Below are 12,621 nucleotides of genomic sequence, written 5' to 3' on the forward strand. Positions count from 1 at the left end.
TCGACGTGGTGTTCATCCGTAAGACCGTGCGCCAGATTGATCTCAGGCAACCCAAGCCATGACCATCAACCCGTTACCCATGTCTCCCGACAAGCGTTACCCATGTATACCGGCTGAACACACGGCGCACCCTACCCGATCGCCTTCATCCTGCTAGCCCAAGCAGTCGAATCGTCACAGGCAGAGCCGATGACTCATGACCACGTCCTCAGGACGTGGTTTCCCAAGTTCAAATGAACTTCACGCCCGGCTTGGCTCGCTCATCGACGACCAGCTCAAAGATATCGGGTCGCGCGTAATGACCGGTCACGTCGAAGTCATAGCGCGCACGTACCAGGTCGGCTGTATCGATCTCCGCTACCAGCAGGCCGCGTTCTCCGGTTAGTGGGCCGGCCAGCACATCTCCCAGAGGGCCCACGATCACGCTGCCGCCGTTGATCAGCGGACGCTCTTCCGGCCAGTTCTCGACCTTGAGGCCGAGCGCCGAAGGTGAGTCCTGCACCTGGCAAGCACTAACGACAAAGCAGCGCCCCTCGCAAGCGATGTGGCGCATCGTGGCTAGCCACATTTCCCGCTCATCGACCGTGGGTGCGCACCAGACGTCGACTCCCTTGGCGTACATCGCGGTGCGTAGGAGGGGCATGTAGTTCTCCCAGCAAATGGCCGCGCCCAGTCGGCCAGACTCACCTTCCACCACGGGCAGGGTCGATCCATCGCCCTTTGCCCAGATCAACCGCTCGGTGCCTGTGGGCATCAGCTTGCGATGCTTGGCAACGAATCCTGCCTGGGGAGTGAAGAACAGCACGGAGCAGTAGAGGCTGTGGCCACTGCGCTCGATTACTCCAACCACCAGGTCGGCGCCAGTGCGTTCGGAAAGCGACGCCAGAGCATCAGTTTCAGTCCCGGGCACATCGATCGCGTTGTCATAGTAGTGGGCGAAGGCCTCGCGCCCTTCCGGCAGCCTGTAGCCGAGTTGGGTGCCAAATCGCTCGCCCTTGGGATACCCACCCAGCAGAGCCTCCGGCATGACCACCAGATTGGCGCCGGCTTCGCGAATGGCCGTTTCGTAGGAAAGAATCTGTTCGAGTGTGTCGGCCTTGCCGCCAGGTAGCGAGCCGATTTGTAGCGCAGCGACGATGGACTTGGACATGGGGTGACGCTCCTCGATGTGCGGTGGGGTTTCGCGCATTTTCAGGGTCGGAGAAACTATAAATAAATATCCAATCACTTCTAATTGATATGAGTCTCATGAATATCGCCGATGTAGATCTGAACCTGCTGAAGGTGTTCGAAGCGCTGTATGAGGAATCCAGCGCAAGCCGGGCAGCCCTTCGCCTTGGCGTCACCCAGTCGGCGGTAAGCGCGGCGCTTCGGCGATTGCGCGACGTCTATGGGGATGCGCTGTTTGTGCGAACCGGGCGCGGTCTGGCGCCCACGCTGCGGGCGAACCAGTTGCGGCCCCTGATTGGCGAGGCGCTTGGCAAATGCCGGCAGAGCCTTGCCTTACTGGCTCCCACTGCAAGCGATTTCGCCGGCCGTGCCGTCTCATTGGGTTTGTCGGATGATTTCGAAATCGCGTACGGGCGCCGGCTGATCGATGCTGTCCAGAAGCGGGCGCCGGGCTTGCGCTTGATCTTTCGTCAGACGCACAGCCAGATTGTCGCGGATGCCCTGCTTGACCGAAGTATCGACCTGGCGCTCACCGCTGGCGGATTCAACGCACGGATGCTCAGCCGAGAGATTCTTGCCGACGGAGGCTATAGCTGCCTGGTGGACGCTGGCAGCCTGGCGCCCGAGCAGATGGCCCTGGGCATCGATGAGTTCGTTGCCCGGGAGCACATCCTGATTTCGTCGGGTGGATTCATCGGCATAGTCGATGAGGCTCTGGCGGCTATTGGACTGACGCGCCGAGTCAGTGTTTCGACCACACACTTTGCCGCATTGCCTTGCCTGTTGCCCGGTACCGGAGCCGTGGCCACCATACCCAGCCATGCGGCCGACGAAATCGCCCGAGTGACAGGATTGGCCGCGCTGCCGTGCCCCCTGACACTGCCTCGTTATCCAATCGAACTGGGATGGAGAACGACGCCCCAGGTTGACCTCGCAATACAGCGGGTGAGAGAGGCTATAGTCGACTGCTTTCGGCCAAGCGCAGACATGAGCGACACCCATGGATAGTTTTTTGTGCAATGGTTTCCAGGGGCCGGGCTAACTCTCCTCCTGGCTGCGAGAAGCAACCATCGGCTTGGTTTCATTCGTGTCCGTGGAGTCTGTCATCGATCGGCGAAAACCCTTGATCGATTCACCCAGGTCACCGCCGAGGTGCCGCAGACGTTTACCGCCAAATAGCACCAGAGCGATCAGCAGAATGACTGCCCAGTGCTTCCAATCGAAAATGCCCATTTGCGGTTCTCCTCTCCAGGTCAAGTGATCTTGTGCCCGTGAGCCTGCCGGTCCGCGTGGTACGAAGAACGCACCAGGGGACCTGCCGCCACGTTCGAGAAGCCCATCTCGGCGCCCGGTTCGGCGAACCGCGCGAAGGTGTCGGGGTGCACGAAGCGTTGCACCGGCAGGTGACTGCGTGACGGTTGCAGGTACTGGCCGAGGGCGAGCATGTCGATCTCCATCGTTCAGAACAGGTCGCTACGTCTTACGCAAGAGCCGGGCCAGCTTGTGCAAGGTCGATTGGCGGGGGCGGGGGCTATGAAACGGCATCGTTGTAACACCTTACAGTTGTAAAGATCTTTACACCGCCAAGGCTGTCGGTAAGCGCAGCTGTCTTCTAAATCAATGGGTTAGCTTTTGGTATCGAGTGTGCAATGGGGAGTCTGGTAGCGCCGAGCTACCGAGTCCCCAACAACAACAATCGAGGCCCTCATGACCCCAAATTACAATCCGAATGGCGCTCTGCCCGGCATGCGCGGAATGCAACATATCGGCATCACAGTGCCAAACCTTTCAGAGGCCGTTGCCTTCTTCGTCGAGGTGCTTGGCTGCGAGCCATACTTCACGTTCGGTGAGTTCCGTTTTGAAGACGACTGGATGGAGCGGCATCTCAACGTGCATCCGCGAGCAGCCATTCGCGACTTCCAGATGGTTCGCTGCGGCAATGGCACCAACCTGGAGATTTTCGAATATTCGGCGCCAGACCAGAATCGCCGGTTGCCCCGTAACAGTGATGTCGGTGGTCACCATCTGGCGTTCTATGTCGACGATATGGCGGCTGCGGTCGACTACCTCAAGTCTCGTGGCGTACAGGTACTGGATACTCCATCGACCTTTACCGAAGGCCCAGCCAAAGGACTGACATGGGTGTACTTTCTGGCGCCCTGGGGCCTGCAGCTGGAACTGGTCAGCTTCCCCGATGGGATGGGTTATGAGAGAGGATTGACACGTCTTTTGTGGGATCCGCGCACGCCTGAGCACTGATTCGGCGCAAGTGCCCTGGCCGGTCGGCCAGGGCACTTGAGGTCATCGTTCAGCTGTCCAGGGCGTTAGGCGGAACGATGCGATGAAGTTTCATCCAGCGATACAGGGTCGGGCGCGACATACCCAACTCACGCGCCGCAGCGCTGACATTCCAGCGTTGTCGGCGCAAGCAATCTTCGATTGCACGCCCATGGGAGGTCTGCTGCTCTTGGTCCGGAAGAGAACTCGTGGCTGGTCTTGGATTGACGCTCGGCAGGCATTCTTCGGGCAGGTCGTTGACCGTGATTTCATCCGTCTCGGCAGTGGCCAGGGCAAATTGCAGCGCATTGCGTAACTCGCGAATATTGCCTGGCCAGGCGTAGCCGAGGAGAGCACTCATGGCGTCGCCCCGGATTCGAGCGGGACGTTGGCGTTGATCACAGAGCTCTCTGAATATGCGTTCTATCAGGTAATTCTTGTCGGCCCGTTCGCGCAGTGCAGGCAGGCGCAGGATTGCGCCATTGAGGCGGTAGTAGAGGTCTTCGCGGAACTCGCTTTGTTCGATCATTTGCCGCAGGTCGCGGTGACTCGCCGCGATGACACGGATATCGACCTTGATCGGCTTCTCGCCGCCCAGCGGCATCACTTCCTGCTCGGCAAGCACGCGCAGCAGCCGTGTCTGCAGGTGCAGTGGCATGTCACCGATTTCATCCAGGAAGAGCGTGCCGCCATCGGCTTGCTGGATCAGTCCTCGCATACCCTTGCTGCGTGCCCCAGTGAAGGTGCCGGGCTGGTAACCGAAGAGTTCGCTCTCGATCAATGATTCGGGCATCGCAGCGCAGTTGATGGCAACGAAGGGGGCTTTGCGCCTGTTGCTGCTGTCGTGCAGGGCGCGGGCAAGGCGCTCTTTGCCTGTACCGGTTTCGCCATTGAGCAGTACGTTCAGCGGCTCGCTGCACAGTCGCTTGGCACGTGCCAGCATTTTGCGCATGACAGGGTCGTCGTCGGCCAACTCGTCCAGTGGGCAGCTTTCCTGATTGGTGCGCTGGGCCTGAGGGGCAGCAGGCGCACGGCTGGGTTCCATCAATGCGGCAAAGAACAGGGCGTTCTGTCGGTGAGTGCGGAAGGCTCGTACTTGGTCGGGACTGGCGTGAGGAATGCTGAAGATATCTTCAGGCACGCAGTCGAACAGATCCTGGATGCCAATCCTTCTTGCCAGAGCCGACGGTCGCTCCGCCAACTGCAGGCCACAATCGCCGAGCAACCCCCGGGCCGCGGTGTTGGCTGCCAGAAGACTGCCGTCCCCGGCAAGCGCCAGCAGGTACTGGCGATTGATCAGGACGAACTCGCGGGATCGGTCGAAGCAGAGGATGTGCGCTTCACGGTAGCGGCGCAGGAAGTAGGCATCTTCGATCATCCGCGCGTACTGCTTGACCAGCTGCAGGGCAAATAGCTGCGAGTCCTTGGACGGCGGCGATTTCAATGCCGAGATATCAAGCACCGCCAACAGCTGCCCCTGGGGATTGAAGATGGGGACGGCAGTACAGGTCAGTGCGACGTGGTGAGCGCTGAAATGGTCATGATGGTGGCAGGTCAGCGGCTGCTGTTCCTTGATGCAGGTTCCCACCGCGCAGGTCCCGGCATGATCCTCACTCCAGTCGGCACCCAGATAAAGGCCGGTTTTGCGATGTGCCGCTTCATCCAGCGGATCACCGAGAAACTGTACGGTGATGCCCCGGTTGTCGGTGAGGAGTATGACGTAGCCAAGTTCGGCGATGTGCCTGTACAACTGCTCGACACCGGCACGCGCCACATTGATCAGCTCGTCTGCATGGTCCTGGTGTTCTCGCAATACCTGACGCGGGACGAAACGCGGAGGCGCTGGCTTTGCCGGATCCAGGCCGTAATCCTGGATACAGCGTTTCCAGGAGCGGGTGATGATGGATTCGTGCCCAGCACCGTCACTGGCGTAGGACAGCACGGTGTCGATATGCAGGCTGGGGGTCGAAATGATGCTCATGCGGCCTCCCGGACTCGAGGGTGAGGCGCCCGAGATCCGTGACGATCTTGTTCTTGTTGACCGGTTGCACAGGGAGCTGCCTGGCACCGGTGCAATCACCTTACGAGTTTAGCCATCCGACGTCACCTGCCTGTTAGTCGAGGTCAGACGCCTCTTTCTTACACCTGTAATACCCCGAACACTCGAAGGAGAGCATCGGGCTTTCTTCTCGTGGCTGAGAAATCCTTTTGATTCAGGGCCTTGAAGGATCATTCAACGGTTTGGCACGCATTCTGCGCCGCGCTACCCCGGCCCCCACCGGGGTACTACAACAAGAAACGAGGATGCTCGATGCTGCCTTACCTGCAACGGACCAGCCTGACTGGTCCCTCGTCACTCGACAACCGAACCTGGGCCGCTGCGTGGGGCCTCGTGCTGCTTGCCAGCGGACTCTCCGCAACGTGGCCGGCCAGGGCGTTGGATCTCGATGCCGGTGACTATGTGGCTGCACCTGCCGGAACCACCTTGGGCCTGCTCTACCTGCAAGGGGCCGAGCGTGATCGGCTGTACCGAGCTGGGCACAGCCTGCCCGACGCGCCGGGGCTGGACTCGGAGATCGGGATATTGCGCCTGGTCCACTATTCCGACATCGGGGGCTTTCGCGTGGCACCTCAAGTGCTGCTGCCATTCGGTCGTCTGGACGGACGCCAGGGTTTGGGCGACGCCAGTGGCCTGGCCGATCCCATCCTGGCCATGCCTCTCTGGCTGATCAATGAACCGGAGCGTCGCCGCTACCTGGGCATCACTCCCTATCTGTTCCTGCCCTTGGGCGAGTACGACGCCGATGACGATCTCAACCTGGGCGAGAACCGCTGGAAGCTGAACCTGCAGGCCGCCTACGTTACCGGGCTGACCGAAAACCTCTCTCTGGACCTGGCCGCCGATGTCATGTTTTACGGGCGCAACAACCATTACGGCAGCGGCCGCTGGACCCAGCGGCAGAAACCCAGCTACCAGTACCAGGGCTTCCTGCGCTACCAGTTGACCCCGCAGGCGGACGTGCGCGCCGGCCTGTCGTGGCTCGATGGCGGCGCTAGCCGCGTCGATGACCTCCAACTGGATGATCGCCAGGAGACCGGCAAGTGGAACCTTGGCTTCTCCTGGTTTTTCCTGCCGAAGACTCAGGTCGCGGCCACCTATGGGCGGGACTTCGCGGTGGAGAACGGCTTTCGCGAAGAGCACAGGCTGAACATACGCCTGATGCAGGTGTTCTGAACGGTCTGGACGGTCCGTTCTCTTGGGGCCCACGGGCCCCTTTTTTACGGGTTCTTCTCGGCAGGTCAGGGGAAGAGTCCATCACACCAAATTGACTTCCATGCGGCTGTAAACCGTTTGGAAGGATGCTTACAGGTGTAAAGCCTTCGCTTTACAGATCCTGCCTCCAAGACGTCTGGCTTTTTGGATAAATACTCATAAAAACAAATGGTTAGGGATAAGTCCCTGCATTGGCACACAAGCTGCTCCATGGCTATCGAGGGGCCGAAAAGGCACCCGGACGAATAACAACAACGTCGCCACACCTGTTCCCACCTTGCAGGCGTGCCGGCAATAGCCTGGAGCTCTGCCATGCATGACTCTTCCTCCCTGAGCGGTCCCCTGAGCCGCCGACGCTTCCTCAGCCTATCGGGTCAGTCCGCGCTGATCATCGGCGCTACCGCCGTCGCCGGCCAGCTCATCCCGGTCAAAGTCCTCGCCGACGACGTGCTGCCTCAGCTGCCCGCCGGGCTGCTGCGCATGGGCCGCGACATCTATCCCCACGACCGCCTCGGCGATGCGCCTTACGCCAAGTCGCTGTTCGAGCTGGTTGGCAAGAAGCCGGACCTGGTTCGTGAAGGCATCAACGCATTGCAGGCCCGCGCCCGAGCCGTGCATGACCGGGCCTTCGAGGACATCGCCAGCGAAGACGACCGCGTTGCGCTGTTGCGCGAGATCGAAACCACCCCCTTCTTCCGTGAAACCCGCAGCGCGCTGATGTTCGGCCTCTACGACAACAAGACCCTGTTCCCTCTGTTCGGCTACGAGGGCTCGTCGGTGGAGAAGGGCGGTTACATCGCGCGTGGCTTCAACGACCTCGACTGGCTCTGAGCGGCCACTCCCTTCGCGGCTCCATCCATTCCAACAATGAGGGTTAACCCCATGGCAGCGAAATTCTCCCAGGACGACAGCGACGTCGTCGTCATCATCGGTTCGGGCGCCGGCGGTGGCACGCTGGCCCACGCCCTGGCCCGGCAAGGTATCCGTACCGTGGTGCTGGAAGCTGGCAAGCGTTACGAGATGTCCGACATCGAGAACGATGAGTGGGCCATGTTCAACAAGATTTCCTGGCTCGACAAACGTATCGCCACCGGCGGTTGGGACGTGGCGCGCAACCATCCGAATCTGCCGGCCTGGATCGTCAAGGCGGTCGGCGGCAGTTCGGTGCACTGGGCCGGTGTCGCCCTGCGCTTTCGCGATTTCGAATTCCGCATGCGCACCGAGAATGGCGAAATCAAGGGCGCCAATATGCTGGACTGGCCGATCAGCTATGAGGAGCTGGAGCCCTGGTACGTCAAGGCCGAGAAGCACATGGGGGTGACTGGTCCGAGCACCGGGATGCCGTACCACCAGTGGCACAACTCCTTCAAGGTGCTGGCCGCCGGGGCCCAGCGCATCGGCTACAAGGAAATCCAGTCCGGACCGATGGCGATCAACACCCAGCCGTACGACAGCCGGCCGGGTTGCATGCAGATCGGCTTCTGCATGCAGGGCTGCCGCATCGGCGCCAAGTGGTCGACGCTCTACACCGACATCCCCCGCGCTGAGGCCACCGGCAACTGCGAGGTGCGCCCGCAGAGCATGGCGCTGCGTATCGAGCACGACGCCCGCGGCCGGGTCACCGGAGTGGTCTACGCCGACGCACAGGGCCGCCAACAACGGCAGAAGGCCAGAGTGGTGTGCGTCGCCGGCAACTCCATCGAGTCGCCGCGCCTGCTGCTCAACTCGGAATCCTCGATGTTCAAGGATGGCCTGGCCAACTCCTCTGGCCAGGTGGGGCGCAACTACATGTGCCACACCACCGCTGGGATCTATGCGGTTCTTCCCAAACCGGTTCACATGTACCGGGGGACCACCTGCGCCGGGATCATTTCGGACGAGTCCTACAACAACACCTCGCGCGGCTTCGTAGGCGGTTACCGGCTGGAAATCCTCTCTCTCGGCCTGCCGTTCATGTCCGCCTTCCTCGACCCGACCCCGCAGGGCTGGGGCCGTGCCTTCACAGCGAAGATGGAGCGCTACGACCACATGTCCGGCGTCTGGCTGTGCGGCGAGGACCTGCCCATGGAGAGCAACCGCATCACCCTCCACGGCACCGAGAAGGATCAGTACGGCCTGCCGATTCCGGTGGTGCACAAGGACGACCATCCCTTCGACAACGCCATGCGCGACCACGGCGTGGAGCAGACCCGCAAGTGCTACGAGGCGGTCGGCGCCACGGAAGTCATCCGCCTGCCGTCCTACCCGGCCAGCCACAACATGGGCACCAACCGCATGAGCGCCAAGGCCGCCGACGGCGTGGTGAACAAGTGGGGCCAGAGCCACGACATCCCCAACCTGTTCGTCTCCGACGGCAGCCAGTTCACCACCAGCGGCGGGCAGAACCCGACGTTGACCATTGTCGCCCTGGCCCTGCGCCAGGCCGAGCACATCGGCTCGCTGCTCAATCAGCGCGCCCTCTGAGGAGCCGACTCCATGACCACACCCAGTGACGACCAGCGCCGCTGGATGCTCGAGCAGATGCTCGTCAGCCGCTACCTGGAAGAGTCCATCGAACGCATCTACATGGAAGGCAAGACGCCGGTCTTCAACATGGCCAACGGACCCGTCCCCGGCGAAATGCACTTGTCCAACGGCCAGGAACCTTGCGCCGTGGGTGTCTGCGCCCATCTGACGGCCGAAGACATCGTCACCGCCACCCATCGTCCGCACCACATAGCCGTGGCCAAGGGCGTCGACCTGGACGAGATGGTCGCCGAAATCTTCGGCAAGAAGACCGGACTGTCCGGTGGCCGGGGCGGCCACATGCACCTGTTCGACGCCAGGGTGAATTTCTCCTGCTCCGGCATCATTGCCCAAGGCATGGGCCCAGCCGTGGGGGCCGCACTGTCGCGCCAGCTGCAGGGCAAGTCCGGCGTCGCCGTGGCCTATCTGGGCGAAGGCGCTGCGAACCAGGGCGCCTTCCACGAAACGCTGAACCTGGCAGCACTGTGGAAGCTGCCGGTGGTGTTCGTCATCGAGGACAACGCTTGGGGCATCTCGGTGGCCAAGGCCGCTTCCACCGCCATCGAGCGCAATTACTTGCGTGCCGCCGCCTACGGCATGCCCGGCGTGTTCGTCCCCGGCAACGACGCGGACGCCATATTCGCTGCCGCCGGTGAGGCCATCGCCCGTGCCCGCGCTGGGGAAGGGCCGACCCTGATCGAGATCGAGACCCACCGCCTGGCCGGCCACTTCATGGGTGACGGCGAAACCTACCGCCCGGCCGGCGAGAAGGAGGCCCTGTTGGCCAAGGACCCGATCCCCACCTACCGCCAGCGTCTGCTGGAGCTGGGTGTGCTGGACGAAATCGCCGCAGCCGACATCGACGAGCGTGCCCGCAGCCGTGTCGATGCCGCCGTGCGGTTCGCCCGCGACAGCGCTTATCCGGCACCGGAAGAAGCGTTGGAAATGGTGTTCGTGTGAACGGAACTCGGCATAACAACGACAAAACGGAGACCGATATGTACCGACAACCAACCATGAAGGCGGCCGTCTGGCACGGCCGCCGCGACATCCGACTGCAGGATGTCGCCCTCCCGCCGCAACCGCAGGCCGGCTGGGTGCAGATCCGCGTCGAGTGGTGCGGTATCTGCGGCTCGGACCTCCATGAATACCTGGCCGGTCCGGTATTCATTCCCACCGACACAGCCCATCCGCTCACCGGCCTGAAGGGCCAGTGCATTCTCGGTCACGAGTTCTGCGGCGAGATCGTCGCCTTGGGTGAGGGTGTCTCGCATTTCGCCGTGGGCGAGCGCGTCGCCGCCGACGCCTGCCAGCACTGCGGCCAATGCTGGTTCTGCCAGCAGGGCCAGTACAACCTGTGCGAGAACCTTGCCTTCACCGGGCTGATGAACAACGGCGCCTTTGCCGAACGTGTCAACGTTCCCGCCAACCTGCTGTACCGCTTGCCGGAAGGTTTCCCCACCGAAGCCGGTGCGTTGATTGAGCCCCTGGCGGTGGGCATGCACGCAGTGAAGAAGGCGGGCAGCCTGCTCGGCCAGACGGTGGTGGTGGTCGGCGCCGGTACCATCGGACTGTGCACCATCATGTGCGCCCGCGCCGCCGGCGCGGCGCGAATCATCGCCCTGGAAATGTCCACGGCGCGCAAGGCCAAGGCCCTCGAAGTGGGGGCCACTGAAGTCATCGACCCCAGCCAGTGCGACGCCATCGCCGCCGTACGCGAGCTCACCGAGGGCTATGGCGCTGCCGTGTCCTTCGAGTGCATTGGCCACAAGGCCACCGCCAAGCTGGCCATCGATGTCATCCGCAAGGGTGGCCGTTGCGTGATGGTGGGCATCTTCGAGGAACCCAGCGAATTCAACTTCTTCGAGATAGTCGCCACCGAGAAACAGGTCATAGGCGCGCTGGCCTACAACGGGGAGTTCGCCGATGTGATCGCGCTGATTGCCGACGGTCGCCTGGACGTCACGCCGCTGATCACCGGGCGGATCGAACTTGAACACATCCTCGAACAGGGCTTCGAGGAACTGGTGAACAACAAGGACCAGAACGTGAAGATCATCGTCAGGCCGAGCGCGCCTGCCGCTGCCCGTCACTGATCCCATAGACGGAGGAATCGAGAAATGTCCGCAGCGATCAAAGAACGCAAACTCACCATCGCCCGTGCCATGGCCGAGGCGGTGGCCCAGGAAATGCGCCTCGACCCGCGCGTATTCGTAATGGGTGAGGATATCGGCCAGCTCGGCGGGGTGTTCGGCAATACCCGTGGCCTGCACGAAGAGTTCGGGAGCGCGCGCATCCGCGACACGCCGATTTCGGAAACCGCCTTTATCGGCGCCGCCGTGGGCGCGGCTTCCGACGGAATGCGGCCAATCGTCGAGCTGATGTTCGTCGACTTCTTCGGCGTGTGCATGGACGCCATCTACAACCTGATGGCGAAGAACACCTACTTCTCCGGCGGCAAGGTCAGCGTGCCCATGGTGCTGATGGCTTCCACCGGCGCCGGCTATTCGGACGCCGGCCAGCACTCCCAGTGCCTCTACGGCACCTTCGCGCACCTACCGGGGATGAAGGTGGTGGTGCCGAGCAACGCCTATGACGCCAAGGGTCTGATGACCGCCGCCATCCGCGATGACAACCCGGTGATCTACCTGTTCCACAAGGCCCTGCAGGGCATGGGCTGGCTGGGTACAGAGAAGGGCGCCACGGTGGCGGTGCCGGAAGACCCCTATACGGTGGAGATCGGCAAGGCGAAGACCGTGCGTGAGGGCCGCGACGTCAGCATCGTCAGCCTCGGCGCCGGTGTGCACCACGCACTGCGCGCCGCCCAGCAACTGGAGCAGCAGGGCGTCAGCGCTGAAGTGGTGGACCTGCGCAGCCTCGTGCCGCTGGACCGCGAGCACGTCATCGAGTCGGTACGCAAGACCGGGCGGCTGATTGTGGTCGACGAGGACTACCACAGCTTCGGTGTCAGCGGCGAAATCATCGCCAGCGTCGTCGAGCACGATATCGGCATGCTCAAGGCGCGGCCGCAGCGGGTCGCCTTCCCCGATATCCCGATTCCCTTCACTCCGCCCATGGAGCAGTGGGCACTGCCTTCCGCCGCCAAGATCGTCGCGGCCTACCAAAACCTGAAGAACGAGGAATGACACCATGTCTAACCCAATCCTGATTCCAACCGACCTCTGGGAAGGCGATGCCGAAGCCGTGATCACCTCCTGGCTGGTCAGTGATGGCGCCGAAGTTGGCCAGGGCGACCTGGTGGCCGAGATCATGTCCGAGAAGGCGCAATTCGAGATCGAGGCTCCGGCTTCCGGCTTGCTGAAGATCCTTGAAGAAGAAGACGCGGTGGTCGGCAAGGGCGCGACCATCGGATTGGTGGAGTGAGCCATGGGGCA

Annotated in this window: 11 protein-coding genes and 2 pseudogenes; 9 read left to right on the forward strand and 4 right to left on the reverse strand. The window is 62.1% G+C overall.

What is annotated here, in order from left to right; genetic code table 11:
* Positions 1-229: 229 nt before the first annotated feature.
* Positions 230-1,150 (reverse strand): carbon-nitrogen hydrolase family protein, encoded by a 921-nt coding sequence (locus tag E8E91_RS12280; RefSeq protein ID WP_280375964.1) that lies wholly within the window; start codon positions 1,148-1,150, stop codon positions 230-232.
* 89 nt (positions 1,151-1,239) lie between these two features.
* Between E8E91_RS12280 and E8E91_RS12285 the strand changes: the two genes are divergently transcribed.
* Entirely contained in the window at positions 1,240-2,178 is a 939-nt protein-coding gene (locus tag E8E91_RS12285; protein ID WP_280375965.1) for a LysR family transcriptional regulator, read from the forward strand.
* Between the two features lie 63 nt (positions 2,179-2,241).
* Here E8E91_RS12285 and tatA read toward each other — a convergent pair.
* Together tatA and E8E91_RS12295 are read right to left on the reverse strand one after the other, a co-directional pair.
* Positions 2,242-2,403, reverse strand: a pseudogene (gene tatA, locus E8E91_RS12290) (twin-arginine translocase TatA/TatE family subunit); the annotation flags it as partial.
* Between the two features lie 20 nt (positions 2,404-2,423).
* Positions 2,424-2,624, reverse strand: a pseudogene (locus tag E8E91_RS12295) (lipoyl synthase); the annotation flags it as partial.
* A gap of 253 nt (positions 2,625-2,877) precedes the next feature.
* On the opposite strand from E8E91_RS12295, the gene E8E91_RS12300 reads away from it, so the two are divergent.
* On the forward strand, positions 2,878-3,429 hold the full coding sequence (locus tag E8E91_RS12300; protein WP_280375966.1) for a VOC family protein: 552 nt from the start codon (positions 2,878-2,880) through the stop codon (positions 3,427-3,429).
* 49 nt (positions 3,430-3,478) lie between these two features.
* Here E8E91_RS12300 and E8E91_RS12305 read toward each other — a convergent pair whose 3' ends face one another.
* The gene (locus E8E91_RS12305) at positions 3,479-5,428 is read right to left on the reverse strand and encodes a sigma-54-dependent Fis family transcriptional regulator (protein WP_280375967.1); all 1,950 of its coding nucleotides are present in this window, start codon (positions 5,426-5,428) and stop codon (positions 3,479-3,481) included.
* A 330-nt stretch (positions 5,429-5,758) separates the two neighbouring features.
* Here E8E91_RS12305 and E8E91_RS12310 point away from each other — a divergent pair, with 330 nt between their 5' ends.
* From E8E91_RS12310 to E8E91_RS12340, 7 genes are all read left to right on the forward strand, one after another.
* On the forward strand, positions 5,759-6,682 hold the full coding sequence (locus tag E8E91_RS12310) for a transporter (protein WP_280375968.1): 924 nt from the start codon (positions 5,759-5,761) through the stop codon (positions 6,680-6,682).
* A gap of 351 nt (positions 6,683-7,033) precedes the next feature.
* Positions 7,034-7,552 carry a transcriptional initiation protein Tat gene (locus E8E91_RS12315; RefSeq protein WP_280375969.1) on the forward strand — a complete coding sequence of 173 codons (519 nt, stop codon included), beginning with the start codon at positions 7,034-7,036 and terminating at the stop codon, positions 7,550-7,552.
* A gap of 51 nt (positions 7,553-7,603) precedes the next feature.
* The gene (locus E8E91_RS12320; RefSeq protein ID WP_280375970.1) at positions 7,604-9,184 is read left to right on the forward strand and encodes a GMC family oxidoreductase; all 1,581 of its coding nucleotides are present in this window, start codon (positions 7,604-7,606) and stop codon (positions 9,182-9,184) included.
* A 12-nt stretch (positions 9,185-9,196) separates the two neighbouring features.
* Complete coding sequence (locus E8E91_RS12325) at positions 9,197-10,186, forward strand: thiamine pyrophosphate-dependent dehydrogenase E1 component subunit alpha (protein WP_280375971.1); 990 nt, start codon at positions 9,197-9,199, stop codon at positions 10,184-10,186.
* Between the two features lie 56 nt (positions 10,187-10,242).
* Entirely contained in the window at positions 10,243-11,322 is a 1,080-nt protein-coding gene (locus E8E91_RS12330; RefSeq protein WP_280362988.1) for a 2,3-butanediol dehydrogenase, read from the forward strand.
* Between the two features lie 24 nt (positions 11,323-11,346).
* Positions 11,347-12,372 (forward strand): alpha-ketoacid dehydrogenase subunit beta, encoded by a 1,026-nt coding sequence (locus E8E91_RS12335; protein ID WP_280375972.1) that lies wholly within the window; start codon positions 11,347-11,349, stop codon positions 12,370-12,372.
* A gap of 4 nt (positions 12,373-12,376) precedes the next feature.
* Positions 12,377-12,610 (forward strand): lipoyl domain-containing protein, encoded by a 234-nt coding sequence (locus tag E8E91_RS12340; protein WP_044872454.1) that lies wholly within the window; start codon positions 12,377-12,379, stop codon positions 12,608-12,610.
* Positions 12,611-12,621: the final 11 nt, after the last annotated feature.

Origin of the sequence: Pseudomonas sp. BN515, assembly GCF_029873155.1 — a bacterium.
Classification (GTDB): domain Bacteria; phylum Pseudomonadota; class Gammaproteobacteria; order Pseudomonadales; family Pseudomonadaceae; genus Metapseudomonas.

Bases quoted from the DNA above. Each gene is read 5' to 3' on its own strand.
- E8E91_RS12320 (WP_280375970.1), top strand. From the start codon at position 7,604: ATGGCAGCGAAATTCTCCCAGGACGACAGCGACGTCGTCGTCATCATC.
- E8E91_RS12335 (WP_280375972.1), top strand. From the start codon at position 11,347: ATGTCCGCAGCGATCAAAGAACGCAAACTCACCATCGCCCGTGCCATG.
- E8E91_RS12310 (WP_280375968.1), top strand. From the start codon at position 5,759: ATGCTGCCTTACCTGCAACGGACCAGCCTGACTGGTCCCTCGTCACTC.
- E8E91_RS12305 (WP_280375967.1), bottom strand. From the start codon at position 5,428: ATGAGCATCATTTCGACCCCCAGCCTGCATATCGACACCGTGCTGTCC.
- E8E91_RS12285 (WP_280375965.1), top strand. From the start codon at position 1,240: ATGAGTCTCATGAATATCGCCGATGTAGATCTGAACCTGCTGAAGGTG.
- E8E91_RS12280 (WP_280375964.1), bottom strand. From the start codon at position 1,150: ATGTCCAAGTCCATCGTCGCTGCGCTACAAATCGGCTCGCTACCTGGC.
- E8E91_RS12315 (WP_280375969.1), top strand. From the start codon at position 7,034: ATGCATGACTCTTCCTCCCTGAGCGGTCCCCTGAGCCGCCGACGCTTC.
- E8E91_RS12340 (WP_044872454.1), top strand. From the start codon at position 12,377: ATGTCTAACCCAATCCTGATTCCAACCGACCTCTGGGAAGGCGATGCC.
- E8E91_RS12300 (WP_280375966.1), top strand. From the start codon at position 2,878: ATGACCCCAAATTACAATCCGAATGGCGCTCTGCCCGGCATGCGCGGA.
- E8E91_RS12325 (WP_280375971.1), top strand. From the start codon at position 9,197: ATGACCACACCCAGTGACGACCAGCGCCGCTGGATGCTCGAGCAGATG.
- E8E91_RS12330 (WP_280362988.1), top strand. From the start codon at position 10,243: ATGAAGGCGGCCGTCTGGCACGGCCGCCGCGACATCCGACTGCAGGAT.